The following is a 17,844-nucleotide window of genomic DNA, read 5'->3' as shown; positions in this document are numbered from 1 at the left end:
TTCAGACTTTTTTTTTAATTTTGCAAATCAGTATGCAATCTGAAATGAATACAGTACTTTACAATAAGTTTGATAAAAGCAAGATTTCTCAATTGCCAAGGGTTACCTTCCCCGGTAAAATTGTTGTTGTTCTGACTGAAACAGAGGCTGAGAAGGCTGTCGATTACCTGCTGTCGAGAGACATCCTAGGTGTTGATACAGAGACCAGACCCGTGTTTAAGAAGGGGCAACATCGCAAGGTTGCACTCCTTCAGGCATGTGACAGAGAGGTCTGTTTCCTCTTCCGTCTCAACCTGATAGGTATCCCTGACTGCATCAAACGCTTCCTTGAAGATACAACAGTGCCCAAAGTCGGACTCTCTCTGACGGATGATATGCTGATGTTACACCAACGTTGTGACTTCAAACCGGGCTACTTTATCGACCTACAAGACTATGTAAAGTCTTTGGGAATAGAGGATATGAGCCTGCAAAAGCTCTATGCGAACGTCTTCCATGAGCGTATTACAAAGCGTGAACAGCTCTCAAACTGGGAGAATGAGATACTCAATGACAAGCAGAAAATCTATGCTTCAACGGATGCATGGACGTGTATCAAACTCTATGAACGGCTCCACGAGCTGAAATGTACGGGTGATTACGAACTCATTGTCGTTCCTCCAAAGGAGCAGAATGTACCTGTTGAAACTGAAGAAAATAAGAAAACAGCGGCTGTTTAATCCTTAACAAAAGGGTTAAGCGGCCTTTTTTTGTTGATAATATAAGACCATTCATTTATGTATAAGCAAGTATATCTGAAGCGGGGAAAGGAAGATAGCCTTCTTCGTTTCCACCCTTGGATCTTCTCTGGAGCTATTAATAAGATTGAAGAAGGGCTTGAGGAAGGTGACATTGTCCGTGTAATGACGCACGATAACAAGTTCATTGCCATCGGACACTTCCAGATTGGCTCCATCGCCGTGCGTGTTTTGTCTTTCCATGACGTAGCTATTGACGATGAGTTTTGGGAAAACCGACTGCGTGCAGCGCTTCTTGTGCGTCGTTCTATAGGTGTTGTACGTGAACAAGGGGATGAGATCCGACCTTATCCGAACACCACTTACCGTCTTGTACATGGTGAAGGCGATAACCTTCCGGGGCTTGTCATCGATATATATGGCAAGACTGCAGTCATGCAAGCTCATTCCGTGGGTATGCATGTGTGCCGTGAAGTGATTGCAAAAGCACTCGTGAAGGTGATGGATGATCAGTTGGATGGCATTTACTATAAGAGTGAAACGACACTTCCTTATAAGGCTGAACTGGGTCAAGAGAATGGTTTCATCTATGGGGATACGGATAACAACATCGCAATAGAGAATGGTTTGAAGTTCCATATAGACTGGTTGAAGGGTCAGAAGACAGGTTTCTTCATTGATCAGCGTGAGAATCGCAGTCTGTTGGAGCGTTATGCAAAGGGCAGAAGCGTTCTGAATATGTTCTGCTACACGGGTGGTTTCTCCGTTTATGCTATGCGTGGTGGGGCTGAAGTGGTACATTCCGTGGACAGTTCAGCGAAGGCTATCGAGCTGACCAATAGGAATGTAGATCTCAATTTCCCTGGTGATTCACGCCATGAGGCTATCTGCGAGGATGCTTTTAAGTATCTTGACGACCATGATGGTAAGTATGATCTCATTGTTTTGGACCCTCCTGCCTTTGCTAAACACCGCAAAGCGCTGAAGAACGGACTGCGCGGTTACACCCGATTGAACGTCAAAGGCTTCGAGAAAATCAAACCTGGAGGTATCCTTTTCACGTTCAGTTGCTCGCAAGTGGTGACGAAAGACAATTTCAGACAGGCTGTTTTCACGGCTGCAGCACAGGCTGGACGTAAGGTGCGGATACTTCATCAGCTTCATCAACCTGCTGATCACCCTATTAATATATATCATCCTGAAGGCGAATATCTGAAGGGATTGGTGCTCTATGTTGAATAAAGTAAAGCAATTTATTGCTGAAAAGCACCTGCTGAAGGCTGATGGTCTCTATCTTGTTGCGCTCTCTGGTGGTGCAGATAGTGTGGCATTGCTTCTCGTTCTCAAGGAGTTGGGCTATTCCATAGAGGCTGTTCACTGCAATTTTCATCTACGTGGTGAGGAGAGTTTGAGGGACGAGCAGTATTGCAAAGAGCTTTGCGAACGGGAGAACATACCGCTTCATATTGCCCATTTCGATACAAAGGAGTATGCTGACTTGCATAAGGTAAGTATCGAAATGGCAGCACGTGACTTACGCTATAAATACTTTTTCCAGTTGAAGGATGACCTTCAGGCTGCCGCTATCTGTGTGGGTCATCATAAAGAGGATTCTGTTGAGACTATTCTTATCAATCTTCTGCGGGGTACAGGACTGTCTGGAATGATGGGTATCAGTCCTGATGCAAACAGTATCATTCGTCCTTTGCTCTCCGTCTCACGTCAGGAGATTGAGCAATATCTTGAAGAACGAAAAGTAAACTATGTCACTGACAGTACAAATATGATTGATGATGTAGTGCGTAACAAGATACGTTTGAACATTATACCTTTACTTCAAGAGATTAATCCATCGGTAAATGATGCTATTCTAACCACTGCCCAGCACCTCACAGATGCTAATATCATTCTCCAGGACTCACTTGAAAAGACTGTGAAGAAGGGTGTCCTGCAGTCTGGAGAATCCATAAAAATTGATTTGTCAGTTGTCAAATCATTTCCTGTTCCTACTTATTTCCTTTTCCATGTACTGAAGCCTATGGGCTTCACAACGGCACAGATTGAAGAGATTGGTCGACATACGGATGGGCAGACGGGACAGATATGGACCTCAACGACGCATGAACTGACGCACGACCGTGGGTTTATTTATGTGCATCAGCGCCAGACGGAGGGGCGTTCAAAGCTTGTTCTGCCTGAAAAGGGACGTTATGTCTTTGATGATAAATACTCGCTTCGCCTGTCAGAGACTGCTATTCGGGGGGAAGAGGGGACTGTTTTTTCCAGAAATCCTTTGGTTGCCGACCTTGATGCATCGCTTGTTCGTTTCCCATTGACGCTGCGCCGCACTCAGGAGGGCGACCGTTTCGTACCGTTGGGTATGCAGGGTAGTCAGTTGGTGAGCAACTTTCTCACCAATCTTAAGCGCAATCGTTTTGAGAAACGTGACCAGATGGTACTGGTTAATGCTGCAGATGAGATTGTGTGGGTTGTTGGTTTGCGCATCAATGACCGTTTTAAAATCACGCCAAAGACTACGGACAGACTCCGAATAGAACTACTCCAAAGTGCATCTTCTCTTTGATTTCAACACTGTAAGGTAATGCATTTACTATGTAAGAAATAACCTTACAAAAATAAAGAGTTGGTAAGCGACAAAATGAATGATAATCAAGAAAAATCAGCTTTGTAACATTTAGATAATCAAGGAGTTATGAATAGGCTTGTAAAAGACGCCCTTTTGCGTTGTAAAAGGGCACCTTTTACAATGCAAAAGAGCATGTATTACTTTCTTATATGGTATTTTTCATTACATAATCCTATTCTGATGCTATTTCTGTCAGCGTTTCTTTGCTTTGCTGAACAGTGATTCATAGAAGGTAATGTACTGTTTTGCCACTTTGATATGATCATGGTGTTTGCGCACATATGCATAGCTTTCACGTCTCAGTTGAGGGATGCGTGGCAGGTCTGTGACGAGTTTTGTCAGTTCTTCCACACAGCTTTCATAGGTTGGAAGGACGTTGATGATGGGCTTTAAGGTTGTCTCTCCGAGTATTTCATAGCTCTCTGGTTCACCTCCACCAATACATATAACCCCATGATTCATAGCTTCTAAGGGATTCATAGATGGAGTATAACTATAGAGTTGGTCCATGATGGCATCCGAGCCCATCATGGTTCGTACGTATTCATCAAATGGTAAGCCCGTCACAACCTTAAGATTGAGCTTGTCGGGGAAGTCTTTCTTCACCTTTTCTGCAGCCCGCAGCATGATATCTGTACCTTTATAGGCTGACCGGTTCTTGCTTATTCCAATAAAAAGGTTCAGCTTTTCGGGTGTTTCTTGTGGTATGTCGGGTTCCTTTCCAATGACAATGGGGAAAGGAATAAAGGTTGTTTTCTCTGGGAAAAACGGCTCATAGCACCGCCAGTACTCGTAGAGTCCCGTCACAATCCCGTCACATTGGTCAGCCATCAGTAGGTTCAGACGTCCTTTATCCGTACCAATCCAGTCTTCTCTCTCGGCTATTGCCTCCTCATTCTGTCGCAGTTCCTTCCCTATATTGAAGTCACTGTAACGCAAAGGCATGTCCTTTGAGCAGACATAAGCCCAATAAGCATCCATTCCGTAACCGCCTAATACGGTCTTCTGGTTGTGCCTTTTGAGGTATTTAAATATCCGATAGAGGCGTTTCGCCTTAAGTTCGAAGAACAAAGGATTGATGAATTGCACGATGTCATAGCCTCGCATGCAGGGCAGAAGCGCATAGATCTTTGCCAGAAGGAGCATTCCTCCTAACTTCCCAGGGCGTCTGCTGACGTCAATGTCACGTGGATAATTCTTCCAGAAGTCACCATTTGAGATGACAGTCACGGTGTGTCCGAGTTCCCGAAGTCCACGTGCCAGCGTGTTATGTACGTTACTGTATTCACCAATGAGTAATATTTTCATGGCTGCTCCTTGCTTTATTTTTCCGTTTTCTATCCCTTTACGCGTAGTGCCAGCATGAGTATCTTTCTTCCCATAGCCGTGTTGACGAGCATACGGAAGCATTGGTACTTCTTCGTATAATGCTTGTCGGGCAGCGGAAAGAGGTCATGTTTTGTCAAACGTTGCAGCACTCTGTCGAGGTGAGTGGCGTCATGTGTCATTCGGATGACATTATATATATAGTCCATTGTCAGTTGTGCGATGCGTCGTTCCATTGCTATCCGTTCGCTGACGGGCAGATGGTCAGCCTTATTCTTGAGTCTGTAGATGACCTGTTCAGCATCCATCAGCCGTCGCATGCGCCACCGTTTGTCCGTCTTATGTGTGATGGAGTCCTTGCGTACACGGTAGTGATAAGCCTTTCCTTCGGTTGAATAGATGTTCTCTGCACGTAACATAAGCTGCGGAGTGAACTCTTCATCCTCGTGCAACGTACCTTCCCGGAAGCGCAAGTCATGCAGAATGGCTTTCCTGAAGACGTATCCACAGGCGCTACCACGTAGGTTATGATGTGCCATGTAGTCTGTTCCACTCATCGGTCCGTCCGCTTCAGAGTGTGGAGTGGACGTTGTTGAACCAGTAGACTGGAAGAGAACCATGTCTGTTTCTTTGTATCTGATGATGTCAAGGCATTGCTCATAGGTGTTTGTCAACAGGTAATCATCAGCGTCAACGAACTGTATGAAGCTACCTTCCGCTATGCCTATTCCCCTGTTACGTGCCCGACTGAGTCCCAGATTGGGCTGCCTGACATAGATAATGTCCGAAGAAAGCTCAATGAGAAGGTCTATTGGAGACACGTCAGAGCCATCATCAACGACGATGATCTGCCTTTCTGCTGTATTAAGACTTAGTGATAGGATGCTGTTGACACACTCTTTCAGCATGTCAACAGACTCGTTATAATACGTGATGATGAAACTTACGAGCGGTTTCTTCTCATCATCCTGTGTATAAATTGGTTGAGTTGACATAAGCGTTTTAATCCTATTAAGTGGAGAATAGAGAGTTTTAATGTTCCTTTATAGGGTAGAAGAGGGAGGATGGGGTCGGCATGTGTGGCTTCATAGACATCCATCTGTATGTTGACCAATGCCTGATAGTAGGCTGGAGTCAGCTCTCCCCACAGATGAAGGTGCGTGAGATGTGCCTCAAGAAGGTTGTTTAGTTCCTTCCCTTTGGCTCTTGCCGTGATGCCTTTGTCGTTCTGACAGTAGTAATAGAGTCCCTTTGAGGTAGTTGCTACAGTCTTTGCACGCTGCAGAAGGTAGGGGTAAGTGAACGTATCTTCGAACACTTTGCCCACAGGAAAGCGTATTTCGTTGAACAGCTCACGCCGGAAAACCTTGTTGCAAGCGTATGTATGGCGATGACCTCCAGCCAACCAGTAGTCCCGAATATCGCTGATTACGGCATCAGAGAAGGTCAACAAGTGCTCCTTCGACTTGCTTCCGTAATGCACCAGGGCAGGATATTCAAGGATATCATAGGTGGGATGAGCAGTAAGCACAGCCACCAAGTCCTTGTAAGTACCGTCAGCAACGAAATCATCAGAGTCGACAAAGGTTATAAACTCCCCCTTTGCCAGCTCTATACCGGCGTTCCTTGCTGCTGAAAGTCCACCGTTTGCCTGGTGAATGAGTGTGCAGTCCGTCCTGTTTCGTATCATTTCTTCAGCAATAAGTGCAGAAGAATCCGTCGAACCATCGTCAATGAGCACCACTTCCATCGTGTCATCAACCTGTGGAAGGACGCTCATCAGACATCGTCTGAGCGTGTCCTCAACGTTATAAATGGGTATGATGATGGATAAAAGCATACATATATATTTCTTGCAAATATAATAAAAAACTTTTATATGCGTTAGATGAAGTAATGAAAAATAGTCCTAAGACAGGCGGATATCTACATATTTTGAAGTACACGGGCCTCTTTGGTGGTGTACAAGGGCTTAACGTGCTGATTGGTATCGTACGGAACAAACTGGTGGCAGTGCTGTTAGGACCACAGGGGGTTGGTCTTATCTCTTTGTTTAACACTACTGTTCGCTTCATAAGTGACTCCACTAACTTCGGTCTTTCTATGAGTGCAGTGCGCAATATATCAGAAGATTATGACCGAAAGGATGAAGAAAAACTGAAAGAAGGTATCACCCTCGTTCGTTCTTGGAGCTTGTTGACTGCCTTATTGGGCTTTTTTGTTTGTATAATACTAAGTCCTTTGCTTAGTAAATACACCTTTTCGTGGAACGGACACACGTTACATTTCATTCTTTTGGCGCCCGTTGTTGCGCTAACGGCGCTCTCTGGCGGTGAACTTGCCATCCTTAAAGCTGTCAGAAAGCTACGTTCGTTGGCTGTAATATCCGTGTTGAACGTTCTCTTTGCACTTGTTCTGACGGTTCCTCTTTACTATTTCTTCCGCAATGCAGCCATTGTTCCATCGCTGATATTGGTTGCTTTGGTACAGATGATACTGACAATCCTTGTCTCTTATCGTCTTTATCCACTTCGTGTATCGCTCCGTTGGACAGTCTTAAGCAAGGGTTGGGGAATGATTCGGTTGGGAACGGCATTTGTGATAGCAGGTATCTTGGGATCGGGAGCTGACCTTCTGATTCGTAGTTACCTTAATAATGTTGCCGACATAGAGGCTGTTGGCTTCTATAACTCCGCTTATATGATGACGATGGTCTATGCTGGAATGGTCTTTTCGGCTATGGAAACCGATTATTTCCCACGTCTTTCAGGAGTTAATAACTTAAAGTTTACCTTTAATCAAACTGTTAATAGGCAAGTAGAAGTGACGCTTCTTCTTATCTCACCACTGCTTTCTTTCTTCTTGTTGTTTCTTCCTCAGCTGATACTCTCACTTTATTCAAATAAGTTTCTGCCTGCCCTTGGCATGGCACAGGTGCTCACCCTCGCCATGTATATGCGTGCGGTACGCCTCCCTGTAGAGTATATCCCATTGGCAAAGGGTGACTCCCGTTCTTATTTATTGTTGGAATCAGCTTATGATGTAGTCCTTGTTGTCTTGGTCATTATCGGCTTTCGACAGTGGGGAATACTCGGTGCAGGTGTTGGAATAGCACTGACGGGCTTCTTACATTTCATCCTTGTCTATGTCTATGCCCATCATCATTATGCTTATCGCATGTCGACGGTGGTTCTGTTCTATGCTTTCCTGCAGCTAACATTGGGCATCCTTGTCTTCTTTTGTGTGCGTTCTGATGTACAATGGATAAGGTGGGGTGTTGCAAGTGTACTGTGTTGTGCCAGTTCAGTGGTCTCTTTGCGTGTCATAAAGTCTAAGACTGGTATGTGGAACACTCTGGTTAGTAAAATAAGAAACAAGTTTTCTCGGTCATGACAAAGGTTAGTGTACTCGTTGCAGTCTACAATACGGCTGATTATCTGCCACAGTGTTTGGATTCTTTGTTGGCACAGACGATGACAGATATTGAAGTTTTGTGCGTTGATGATGGGTCGACTGATGCCTCCCCAGTTATCCTTCAGCAGTATGCAGAGCGGGATCAGCGTGTTAAACCTACTTTCTTGAAGGAGAATACAGGACTTGCGCATGCACGAAACGTGGCACTTCGCCAGGCAACGGGTGAGTATGTCTGTTTCGTTGACAGTGATGACTGGCTTGCAAGGGATGCCCTTGAGAAGGTTTATGATACCTTTGAGGACGGAGTTGACACGGTTCTGTTTCGTGTTGTCCTGCATTTTACGGACGGAAGAGAGCAGGAATACAAGATGAAACCCTTTGAAACGCTGACGGGAGAAGAGGCTTTCAAGGAGAGTCTGACATGGAAAATACATGGTGTTTATGCCGTTCGGCGCGAGCTTCATCAGTTGTTTCCTTATGATGAGACACTAAAAGCATACAGCGATGAGAATGTAACACACATTCATTATTTGCGTTCCAGGATAGTGAAGCAGTGTGATGGTACGTATTTTTACCGTCAGCATGGGGGTTCGGTGACGCATCGTGCAAGTGTAAGACGCTTTGATTCCCTTCTTGCTAAGGAGCTTTTACGTAATCAACTTATAAATATCGGTGCATCATCTGATGTGATTCGTCGTTATGAGAACGTGCGTTGGCTGAATCTTGTGGGGCTTTATTTCTTCTATTACCTGCATCGTGAGGAACTATCTATGGCTGACAGACTGTATGGAAAGGAGATAATGAAGCATGTTTGGCAGTCGATAGACATACGTTTATTGGACAATAATATTCGTCGGAAGTTCGGTTATATACCCTTTAGATGCTCATGGAAGTTGTTTTGTATGCAAGAAGAGTTATATTTCTGGCTAAGAGGATGTTTTAATAAGAACATAGAACAAAAGGTTTAAGACTTGTTTCGGGTCCTTGATTATCCTTGATCTCAATGCTTATAACCCATATTTGTACGGTACAAAATAGCTCTGTGTTGTTGAGCTTGTTCTCTTTGACACAACAATGCATGCTCTTTTATATTCTGAAGATTGCTTTTTCTTTTTCTGAAAGTTGCTCTTCTTTATTCTGAAGGATTACCCTTTTGTATTCTAAAGGGTGCTTTCTTTATTTTTGAAGGGTTGCTCTTCTTATTCTGAAAGGTTGTCTTCTTTATTTTTAAAAAGTGCTCTTTTTATTCCGAAGGGTACTTTCTTTATTTTTGAAAAATACTCTTTTTATTCTGAAAGATTACTCTTTTTATTATGTCATGTCGATAAAGTACGGTATGTTTTACGGTCTTTTACTTATGTGCTGCAGCCCCGCACCACTGGTGTTGATGCTCCGCACCAGTGGAGCTGATGGTAAACACCAATTGTTCGGGAGGGCTAACACATTGTAAAATCTTGCTGTTTTCAAGTAACTTTGTTGTTAGAGGAAGGGTGATTCAGCCATAGTTTCCACCAGGTGTTGGGCATAGAGAGTTGGTTTCTGATGAGAAGAAGATGTCATTACCTTTTTGAAGACAATACCCTAAGCGGTTTTATAGCACATGATTTTCTTCTGTCTGCTAAATGTTCAATGGATATATACTGTGATAAGTATGCTTATCTTTGACAGTAGTGAGGGCAGATGAAAACTCATTTTTCAGTTTTACTGTCACTTCTGTCATGCCTTATTTGCTTTTAAACACCTGATAATAAACTGAATACACGAAGTGTTAAAAGTGACAGCAACTATAATTAAAACTAAATTAGGGGTTTTATAGTAATAATATGGGCAGTGTTTGCAAGTATAATGCACATCACACTTCTCTGTTTTCCCTTCTATCCAGAAGTGTAGTCTTTATGATGCTATCATGTCTGAAAGCTGAATTTATGTGTAGATGATGGCTTGTCCTGATGAGAGTTTGTTGCTTAATCATCATTAAAAGGTAAGTAAACTGGAAGGATAGAGAAGTATTTTACAAAGATTTTTCTATGAGAAGAAGCCCTATTTTACCATAGGTACAACGTTTATTTTGGGACTTATTCTTAAGTTTTTGTAATCAGTGTTGTTTATATGTCATTTATTTCTTATCTTTGTGCAAGATTTATTTAAAAGGATAAAGAGTACGGAAATGGCAAAGATAAAGACAATAGGTATTCTGACATCAGGCGGTGATGCACCAGGAATGAATGCTGCTATACGTGCAGTGACCAGAGCTGGTATTTACAATGGCTTTGAAATAAAGGCTGTTTATCGTGGATATGATGGTTTGATAACAGATGATATTAAGCCTTTCACTACAGAAAATGTCAGTGGCATCATTGGTCAGGGAGGTACAATCCTCAAGACTGCACGCTCAAAAGCCTTTGCAACTGTTGAAGGACGTAAGACAGCATACGATAATCTTGTAAAAGAAGGTATTGATGCCTTGGTGGTTATTGGTGGTAATGGTTCGTTGACGGGTGCAATGAAGTTCGCACAGGAACATGATTTCTGTTGTATCGGTTTGCCGGGTACGATAGACAATGACCTCTACGGTACGGACAGTACCATTGGTTATGATACAACGATGAATACTATTGTGGAGTGTGTTGACCGTATTCGTGATACTGCTCAGAGCCATGAAAGAATCTTCTTTGTTGAGGTGATGGGTCGTGATGCGGGCTTCCTTGCACAGAATTCAGCTATCGCAAGTGGTGCAGAAGCTGCTATTATCCCGGAGGATTCAACGGATGTAGACCAGTTAGCACGATTCATGGAACGTGGTATCAGAAAGTCTAAGAGAAGCTGTATTGTCATTGTCTCTGAGAGTCCAAAGTGTGGAGCCATGTATTATGCGGATCGTGTACGCAAGGAATTCCCTGATTATGATGTGCGCGTATCCATACTTGGGCACCTTCAGCGTGGTGGACGTCCGTCAGCACGTGACCGTATCCTAGCAAGTAGTACGGGCGTTGGGGCTGTAGAAGCCATCATGCAGGGACAGCGTAATATTATGGTTGGTGTAAGAAACAACGAAGTAGTCTATGTCCCACTGTCTGAAGCCATTCGTTCGGACAAGCCATTCGACAGAAAACTCATTAAGGTTCTTGATGAACTGAGTATCTGATGACGAATCAAATAAGCGTGGCTGTCACCTTATTATATATAGGAAATAATAATAAAAAACAATAAAGATATTTATGTCACAGATTAATGGGCGTATCTCCCAGATTATCGGTCCTGTTATCGATGTCTATTTCGATACAAAGGGAGAGAATCCAGAGAAGGTTTTGCCTAATATTTATGATGCCCTGCGCGTAAAGAAGGCTGATGGGCAAGATTTGATTATCGAAGTTCAGCAGCAGATTGGTGAAGATACTGTACGCTGTGTAGCTATGGACAACACTGATGGTTTGCAACGTGGATTAGAGGTTGTACCAACAGGTAGTCCTATCGTCATGCCCGCCGGCGAGCAGATCAAGGGTCGAATGATGAATGTTATTGGTCAGCCAATTGACGGTATGTCTGCATTGCAGATGGAGGGAGCTTATCCTATTCACCGTGAGGCACCGAAGTTTGAGGATCTTTCTACACATAAGGAGATGCTACAGACGGGTATTAAGGTGATTGACTTGCTTGAGCCTTATATGAAAGGTGGTAAGATTGGTCTCTTTGGTGGTGCTGGTGTAGGTAAGACCGTGCTTATCATGGAGTTGATTAACAACATTGCAAAGGGACACAATGGTTACTCTGTATTTGCCGGAGTTGGTGAACGAACACGTGAAGGTAATGACTTGATTCGTGATATGTTGGAATCTGGTGTTATCCGTTATGGTGAAAAGTTCCGTAAGGCAATGGATGAAGGAAAGTGGGATTTGTCACTTGTTGATTCCGAAGAACTGCAGAAATCACAGGCAACACTTGTTTATGGACAGATGAATGAGCCACCTGGGGCACGTGCATCAGTGGCATTGTCTGGTCTGACTGTTGCAGAGGAGTTCCGCGATCATGGTGGTAAGAATGGTGAAGCAGCTGACATCATGTTCTTCATTGATAATATCTTCCGTTTCACACAGGCTGGTTCTGAGGTGTCTGCCTTGTTGGGTCGTATGCCTTCAGCCGTAGGTTATCAACCAACTTTAGCAAGTGAAATGGGTGCAATGCAGGAACGAATCACTTCTACAAAGCATGGTTCAATTACATCAGTACAGGCTGTTTATGTGCCAGCTGACGACTTGACTGACCCTGCTCCAGCTACAACCTTTACGCACTTGGATGCTACAACCGAGTTGAGTCGTAAGATAACGGAGCTTGGTATCTATCCAGCTGTGGACCCATTAGGTAGTACTTCACGTATCCTTGACCCACTGATTGTTGGTAAGGAACATTATGACTGTGCACAAAGAGTAAAGCAGTTGTTGCAGAAATATAATGAGTTGCAGGATATTATTGCTATTTTGGGTATGGATGAGTTGTCAGATGATGATAAACTCGTTGTAAACCGTGCCCGTCGTGTACAGCGTTTCCTGTCTCAACCATTTACTGTTGCTGAGCAGTTCACGGGTGTTAAGGGTGTTATGGTTCCTATCGAAGAAACCATCAAGGGTTTTAATGCTATCCTTAACGGTGAGGTTGACGACCTTCCTGAGCAGGCTTTCCTTAATGTTGGTACGATAGAAGACGTTAAGGAGAAGGCTAAGCAACTTTTGGAAGCAACGAAGGCATAATTACTTCTCTGACGAAATAAAAGTTGAATTGTCTATGTTGACACTTAAAATAGTTTCTCCCGAGAAGATAATCTTCAGTGGTGAGGTGGATAGTGTGTTGGTTCCTGGAACATTAGGGGAGTTTGAAATCCTCACAGACCATGCACCAATCATCTCTACACTGGATGCTGGTAGGGTAGTATATAGCGTAAAAGGCACGAAGAAGGAGCTTCATATCGTTGGCGGTTTCGTCGAGGTAAAGAAGAATGAAGTGAGCCTTTGTGTTGAAGTATAAAGGTTGCTGACTGATAAGAAGGCGTAGCTTAAATGGATTATAATAAGGTATATAAGAAGTATTATAAGATAAGTCTGTGGCTGATAGCTGCACTTTATCTCATTGGCATGCTCGTTGTGCAGTGCGTTATGCGCTCTTCTTATATTCATATGCTGACCATTAGTGCCGTATTCTCACTCCTTACGGCTTCCATCTATGGTGGAGCTTGGAAGGCAATCGCCATACAGTCTCCTGCTGTTCTGGGTAAATTTTATCTTGCAGCATCTGCTTTACGCATGTTGTTGGCATTCTTAGTCATCTTGGTTTATGCCTTGGTAGTAAAGAATCGACAGGAGATTATCAGCTTTGCAGTTATCTTTATGATATTCTATCTTGTGCTTCTGGCATTTGATACGATCTATTTCGCGAGATTGGAAAAGAACAATAAAATTAAAAACTAACGCATGAAATATCTCAAGCATTTACTTTGTATGATACTGATGCTTTTCCTTTTGGTTCCTGGTGCAGCTGCGTCAGAGAGCAAAGGAGGTGGAGTTGACCTACAAGGTATATTGTGGGGACACATCAAAGACTCTTATGAGTGGCATGTAACCAATATTGGTGACAAGCCTGTGATTATCAATTTGCCTGTAATTGTGAAAACATCAGACGGTTGGTACACTGGTTGGGCTGAAGATTTTGCCGAAGAACCAATAGAGAAAGGTCCACATGCAGGGTATCGTCCTTGTAAGAACAATCCGAATTTGTTCATTGCTACAAAAGGTAACTACGAACGTAGGATTGTTGAATTACAACCAGATGGGACGGAAATACGACCTTTGGACCTCTCAATCACCAAGTCGGTGTGTGTGCTTTTCATTGATGCAATCCTTCTTGTGCTGTGTATTTTGATTCCAGCAAGCTGGTGTCGTAAACATAAGGTTACGGATAAGGCTCCTAAAGGCTTTACAGGATTGATGCACATGTTTGTAATGTATGTCTATGATGAGGTGATCAAGCCTACATTGGGTAAGGAATCAGATAAGTATGCACCGTATTTGCTTACTTGTTTCTTCTTTATTTTCGTTGCAAACATCATGGGTATAGTACCTTTCCCACCGGGTGGTGGTAACCTAACGGGTAACATTACCATTACATTCTTCCTTGCTATATGTACGTTCTTAGTAACGAATTTCTCTGGAACAAAGCATTATTGGAAAGATATCTTTTGGCCTGATGTACCTGCATGGTTGAAGGTTCCTGTGCCATTGATGCCGGTAATTGAAATATTTGGTATCTTTACTAAACCGTTTGCATTGATGGTCCGTCTCTTTGCCAACATGATGGCAGGCCACGCAATAGCACTTGCTTTGACGTGTATCATCTTTATCATGGCGACGATGGGTGTAATACTCAGTTCGTCAATGACGGTTGTCAGTGTGGGAATGAGTATCTTCATGATGTTACTTGAGATACTTGTAAGCTTCATTCAGGCACTGGTATTCACCATGTTGAGTGCTGTCTTCATTTCATTAGCACGTGTACACGAGGCTGAAGCTGAGTAATAAACGGAAGTGTAGTTGATGAAGTAGAGAATAAATAGGTCATTAGTCCAAAGTATTTGGTCTGTGATTCTACAATAGATATGTTGTAATTGGGCATAAAAGGATAATTCTTTCATTGTTAATGAGTAGTAAGTTCATTTTGTTGTTGCAGCAGATACAGATTAAAAAGAAATTAAAAACAAAGTAATTAATAAATTAAAAGAAAGAAAACTATGTTGACTTCATTGTTATTAGCAGCAGAAACTGCAAAGTTAGGCGCCGCTATTGGTGCAGGTATCGCAGCCGTTGGCGCAGGTCTTGGTATTGGTCGTATTGGTGGTCAGGCCATGGATGCAATAGCACGCCAGCCAGAAAAGATCGGAGACCTTCGTTCTTCAATGATTATTGCAGCTGCATTGGTTGAGGGTGTTGCCTTCTTCGCAGCAATTATTGCTCTTCTTTGCGTATTTTAAACCACGCAAAGAGAGATTTAACAACTTAGTAAGTAAAGTAATTTAGCAGCTTATGTCATTATTATTGCCAGATGCTGGCTTGCTCTTTTGGATGACTCTTGTCTTCCTTGTGGTCTTCTTCATCTTATGGAAATGGGGCTTCCCATCTATTATCAAGATGGTGAATGAGCGTAAGGAGTATATAGATGAGAGCTTAGCCAAGGCTGAGGAAGCCAACTTGAGGCTTGCTAATATTCAGAAACAAGGTGAGGAGCTGCTTATGGAGGCACGTGAAAAGCAGGCGCAGATACTACGTGAAGCGTCTGAGACACGTGATGCCATAGTTGGTCAGGCACAGGAGAAAGCACACGAAGAGAGTGCTCGTATCCTTTCTGAAGCAAAGGCTGAGATTGAGAATCAGAAGCAAGCTGCCATACGTGACATACGGTCACAGGTAGCAGAACTCTCTGTTCAGATAGCTGAAAAGATATTGCGTAAGCAACTGTCTACCTCAGCTGAGCAGTCACAGCTTATCGATAGCTTATTGGATGAAGTTGCTTCTTCTAAAGGAACGGAAAGTAAATAATCGCTTATGAATACAGGTGTAATATCTGTTCGATATGCTCGTGCACTCTTGAAGGCGGCATGTGAGCAGGGAATAGAGGATAAGGTGTTTGCTGTTATGCAGACTTTAGCCCAGAATTTCCTGCAGATTCCTGAACTCCACATGACGATAGAGAACCCGATGCTTTCTAAAGAGAAGAAGCGTAAACTACTGGAAACGGCCTGCGGTGACAACTGTCCTGAACTAATTCGGAGTTTTCTCTCTCTTGTAATGAAGGAAGATAGAGAGGATTTGTTGCAGTTTATGGCAAATGACTATGTCACTCTGTACCGTAAAATGAAAAATATCATTAGCGGAAAGGTAATCACTGCCACTCCTGTCTCCGCCCAAATGGAAGACAAGATGAAGGCTTTGGTGCAAGATAGAGCACATGGTACAGTTGAATTCATCACAGAAACCGATCCATCACTCATTGGTGGCTTCATACTTGAGTATGATACATACAGGATGGATGCCAGTGTTAAGAGTGAATTGAATGCTATCCTCACACAATTAAAAAAGTAAATAAGTAATAACATGTCAGATAAAATTAAACCAAGTGAGGTGTCTGAGATTCTCGTAAAGGAGCTTCAAGGCATCAACTCAGAGGAAAAGTTTGATGAAGTCGGCACAGTTCTCACTGTCGGTGATGGTGTTGCACGTGTCTATGGACTTCGTAATGCTGAAGCCAATGAGTTGCTTGAATTTGAAAATGGCACCATGGCGATTGCCATGAACTTGGAAGAAGACAATGTTGGTTGTATTCTCCTTGGTCCAACGGTGGGCATTAAGGAGGGAGAGAGCGTGAAGCGCACTCACCGTATTGCTTCTATCCGTGTCAATGATAACTTCTTGGGACGTGTAGTGAATCCACTTGGCGAGGCTATAGATGGTAAAGGCGATATTGATTTGACTGATTCTTTCGAGATGCCATTGGACCGTAAGGCTCCAGGTGTTATCTATCGTCAGCCCGTAAAGGAGCCTCTGCAGACTGGTTTGAAGGCTGTTGACTCAATGATTCCTATTGGTAGAGGTCAGCGTGAGCTTATCATTGGTGACCGCCAGACGGGTAAAACTGCCATTGCCGTTGACACAATTCTCAACCAGAAGCGTTTCTATGAAGAGGGAAATCCTGTTTATTGCATCTATGTTGCCATTGGTCAAAAGGCTTCAACAGTAGCAACTCTGGTTCAAAACTTAAAGGAACGCGGTGCATTACCTTATACTATTATTGTCAGTGCAACGGCTGCTGATCCAGCTGCTATGCAGTATTATGCTCCGTTTGCAGGTGCTGCTATCGGTGAATACTTCCGCGATAGAGGTCTATCAGCCCTCGTTGTATATGATGATTTGTCAAAACAAGCGGTTGCATACCGTGAAGTTTCATTGATTCTTCGTCGTCCATCAGGTCGTGAAGCATACCCTGGTGACGTCTTCTATCTCCACTCTCGTCTGTTGGAACGTGCTGCACGTATCAATAATCAGCAGGAGATTGCAGAGAAGATGAACGACCTTCCAGAGTGTATGAAGGGTCATGTAAAGGGTGGTGGATCGTTAACAGCCCTGCCAATCATTGAGACACAGGCTGGTGACGTATCAGCTTATATCCCAACGAATGTTATCTCTATTACCGACGGACAGATCTATTTGGAGACCAATCTCTTCAATCAAGGCTTCCGTCCAGCCATCAATGTAGGTATATCTGTATCCCGTGTAGGTGGTTCGGCACAGGTAAAGAGTATGAAGAAGGTTGCCGGAACGTTGAAGATTGACATGGCACAGTACCGTGAGTTGGAAGCTTTCTCTAAGTTTTCTTCCGATATGGACAAGGTCACAGAGATGACTCTTGACCGTGGACGTAAGAATACTCAGTTGCTTATCCAGCCACAATACAGTCCAATGCCAGTAGGTGAGCAGATTGCAATCCTCTATTGTGGTGTGCATGGCTTGCTGCGTGACGTCCCAGTTGATAAGGTTCGCCAGTGTCAGGATCAGTTCCTTGAGAGCATGCGTTCAACCCATGCTGATGTACTTAACGACCTTGCAGCAGGTAATCTGTCAGACAATTCAATCAAAGTCATTGAAGAAGTCATTGCAAATATTGACGGACAATATAAATAAA

Annotated in this window: 17 protein-coding genes; 14 read left to right on the top strand and 3 right to left on the bottom strand. The window is 43.4% G+C overall.

Going from position 1 to position 17,844, the window contains the following annotated elements:
* The first annotated feature begins 44 nt into the window (after positions 1–44).
* The 3 genes from ACZ48L_RS09740 to tilS are packed head-to-tail and all read left to right on the top strand — an operon-like array spanning position 45 to position 3,321.
* Positions 45–719: a 3'-5' exonuclease gene (locus ACZ48L_RS09740; protein WP_025790700.1), complete on the top strand. Its 675-nt coding sequence runs from the start codon at positions 45–47 to the stop codon at positions 717–719.
* Between the two features lie 57 nt (positions 720–776).
* Positions 777–1,979, top strand: a complete 1,203-nt coding sequence (locus ACZ48L_RS09735; protein WP_025790702.1) for a class I SAM-dependent rRNA methyltransferase — start codon at positions 777–779, stop codon at positions 1,977–1,979.
* Complete coding sequence (gene tilS / locus ACZ48L_RS09730) at positions 1,969–3,321, top strand: tRNA lysidine(34) synthetase TilS (RefSeq protein WP_025790705.1); 1,353 nt, start codon at positions 1,969–1,971, stop codon at positions 3,319–3,321. Before ACZ48L_RS09735 ends, tilS begins: the two co-directional genes overlap by 11 nt.
* A gap of 255 nt (positions 3,322–3,576) precedes the next feature.
* On the opposite strand, the gene ACZ48L_RS09725 is transcribed toward tilS, so the two are convergent.
* The 3 genes from ACZ48L_RS09725 to ACZ48L_RS09715 are packed head-to-tail and all read right to left on the bottom strand — an operon-like array spanning position 3,577 to position 6,550.
* Complete coding sequence (locus tag ACZ48L_RS09725) at positions 3,577–4,692, bottom strand: glycosyltransferase family protein (RefSeq protein ID WP_025790707.1); 1,116 nt, start codon at positions 4,690–4,692, stop codon at positions 3,577–3,579.
* A gap of 29 nt (positions 4,693–4,721) precedes the next feature.
* A complete protein-coding gene (locus ACZ48L_RS09720; RefSeq protein WP_081767843.1) occupies positions 4,722–5,705 on the bottom strand; it encodes a glycosyltransferase family 2 protein in 984 nt (327 codons plus the stop codon).
* The gene (locus ACZ48L_RS09715; protein ID WP_025790711.1) at positions 5,654–6,550 is read right to left on the bottom strand and encodes a glycosyltransferase family 2 protein; all 897 of its coding nucleotides are present in this window, start codon (positions 6,548–6,550) and stop codon (positions 5,654–5,656) included. Before ACZ48L_RS09715 ends, ACZ48L_RS09720 begins: the two co-directional genes overlap by 52 nt.
* Positions 6,551–6,606: 56 nt before the next feature.
* On the opposite strand from ACZ48L_RS09715, the gene ACZ48L_RS09710 reads away from it, so the two are divergent.
* The 11 genes from ACZ48L_RS09710 (at position 6,607) to atpA (ending at position 17,843) form a co-directional block, all read left to right on the top strand.
* On the top strand, positions 6,607–8,103 hold the full coding sequence (locus tag ACZ48L_RS09710; RefSeq protein ID WP_025790713.1) for an oligosaccharide flippase family protein: 1,497 nt from the start codon (positions 6,607–6,609) through the stop codon (positions 8,101–8,103).
* Positions 8,100–9,092: a glycosyltransferase family 2 protein gene (locus tag ACZ48L_RS09705; protein ID WP_464722069.1), complete on the top strand. Its 993-nt coding sequence runs from the start codon at positions 8,100–8,102 to the stop codon at positions 9,090–9,092. Before ACZ48L_RS09710 ends, ACZ48L_RS09705 begins: the two co-directional genes overlap by 4 nt.
* A gap of 1,199 nt (positions 9,093–10,291) precedes the next feature.
* Entirely contained in the window at positions 10,292–11,269 is a 978-nt protein-coding gene (gene pfkA / locus ACZ48L_RS09700) for a 6-phosphofructokinase (protein ID WP_025790715.1), read from the top strand.
* A gap of 73 nt (positions 11,270–11,342) precedes the next feature.
* The gene (atpD, locus tag ACZ48L_RS09695; protein ID WP_008823202.1) at positions 11,343–12,869 is read left to right on the top strand and encodes a F0F1 ATP synthase subunit beta; all 1,527 of its coding nucleotides are present in this window, start codon (positions 11,343–11,345) and stop codon (positions 12,867–12,869) included.
* Between the two features lie 34 nt (positions 12,870–12,903).
* Positions 12,904–13,143, top strand: coding sequence for an ATP synthase F1 subunit epsilon (gene atpC, locus ACZ48L_RS09690; protein WP_025790717.1), 240 nt, complete (start codon positions 12,904–12,906; stop codon positions 13,141–13,143).
* Positions 13,144–13,175: 32 nt separating this feature from the next.
* Positions 13,176–13,583, top strand: a complete 408-nt coding sequence (locus ACZ48L_RS09685) for a hypothetical protein (protein WP_025790718.1) — start codon at positions 13,176–13,178, stop codon at positions 13,581–13,583.
* A 3-nt stretch (positions 13,584–13,586) separates the two neighbouring features.
* Positions 13,587–14,687: a F0F1 ATP synthase subunit A gene (gene atpB, locus ACZ48L_RS09680; RefSeq protein WP_025790720.1), complete on the top strand. Its 1,101-nt coding sequence runs from the start codon at positions 13,587–13,589 to the stop codon at positions 14,685–14,687.
* Between the two features lie 212 nt (positions 14,688–14,899).
* Positions 14,900–15,139: an ATP synthase F0 subunit C gene (atpE, locus tag ACZ48L_RS09675; protein WP_008823198.1), complete on the top strand. Its 240-nt coding sequence runs from the start codon at positions 14,900–14,902 to the stop codon at positions 15,137–15,139.
* A gap of 52 nt (positions 15,140–15,191) precedes the next feature.
* Positions 15,192–15,704 (top strand): F0F1 ATP synthase subunit B, encoded by a 513-nt coding sequence (gene atpF / locus ACZ48L_RS09670; protein WP_008823197.1) that lies wholly within the window; start codon positions 15,192–15,194, stop codon positions 15,702–15,704.
* 6 nt (positions 15,705–15,710) lie between these two features.
* Complete coding sequence (locus ACZ48L_RS09665; protein WP_008823196.1) at positions 15,711–16,247, top strand: F0F1 ATP synthase subunit delta; 537 nt, start codon at positions 15,711–15,713, stop codon at positions 16,245–16,247.
* A gap of 12 nt (positions 16,248–16,259) precedes the next feature.
* Entirely contained in the window at positions 16,260–17,843 is a 1,584-nt protein-coding gene (gene atpA, locus ACZ48L_RS09660; protein ID WP_008823195.1) for a F0F1 ATP synthase subunit alpha, read from the top strand.
* Position 17,844: the final 1 nt, after the last annotated feature.

It is taken from the genome of Prevotella histicola (assembly GCF_055385135.1).
This window is presented reverse-complemented; position numbering and strand designations above follow the sequence as displayed.

Bases quoted from the DNA above. Each gene is read 5' to 3' on its own strand.
- ACZ48L_RS09740 (WP_025790700.1), top strand. From the start codon at position 45: ATGAATACAGTACTTTACAATAAGTTTGATAAAAGCAAGATTTCTCAA.
- ACZ48L_RS09735 (WP_025790702.1), top strand. From the start codon at position 777: ATGTATAAGCAAGTATATCTGAAGCGGGGAAAGGAAGATAGCCTTCTT.
- tilS (WP_025790705.1), top strand. From the start codon at position 1,969: ATGTTGAATAAAGTAAAGCAATTTATTGCTGAAAAGCACCTGCTGAAG.
- ACZ48L_RS09725 (WP_025790707.1), bottom strand. From the start codon at position 4,692: ATGAAAATATTACTCATTGGTGAATACAGTAACGTACATAACACGCTG.
- ACZ48L_RS09720 (WP_081767843.1), bottom strand. From the start codon at position 5,705: ATGTCAACTCAACCAATTTATACACAGGATGATGAGAAGAAACCGCTC.
- ACZ48L_RS09715 (WP_025790711.1), bottom strand. From the start codon at position 6,550: ATGCTTTTATCCATCATCATACCCATTTATAACGTTGAGGACACGCTC.
- ACZ48L_RS09710 (WP_025790713.1), top strand. From the start codon at position 6,607: ATGAAAAATAGTCCTAAGACAGGCGGATATCTACATATTTTGAAGTAC.
- ACZ48L_RS09705 (WP_464722069.1), top strand. From the start codon at position 8,100: ATGACAAAGGTTAGTGTACTCGTTGCAGTCTACAATACGGCTGATTAT.
- pfkA (WP_025790715.1), top strand. From the start codon at position 10,292: ATGGCAAAGATAAAGACAATAGGTATTCTGACATCAGGCGGTGATGCA.
- atpD (WP_008823202.1), top strand. From the start codon at position 11,343: ATGTCACAGATTAATGGGCGTATCTCCCAGATTATCGGTCCTGTTATC.
- atpC (WP_025790717.1), top strand. From the start codon at position 12,904: ATGTTGACACTTAAAATAGTTTCTCCCGAGAAGATAATCTTCAGTGGT.
- ACZ48L_RS09685 (WP_025790718.1), top strand. From the start codon at position 13,176: ATGGATTATAATAAGGTATATAAGAAGTATTATAAGATAAGTCTGTGG.
- atpB (WP_025790720.1), top strand. From the start codon at position 13,587: ATGAAATATCTCAAGCATTTACTTTGTATGATACTGATGCTTTTCCTT.
- atpE (WP_008823198.1), top strand. From the start codon at position 14,900: ATGTTGACTTCATTGTTATTAGCAGCAGAAACTGCAAAGTTAGGCGCC.
- atpF (WP_008823197.1), top strand. From the start codon at position 15,192: ATGTCATTATTATTGCCAGATGCTGGCTTGCTCTTTTGGATGACTCTT.
- ACZ48L_RS09665 (WP_008823196.1), top strand. From the start codon at position 15,711: ATGAATACAGGTGTAATATCTGTTCGATATGCTCGTGCACTCTTGAAG.
- atpA (WP_008823195.1), top strand. From the start codon at position 16,260: ATGTCAGATAAAATTAAACCAAGTGAGGTGTCTGAGATTCTCGTAAAG.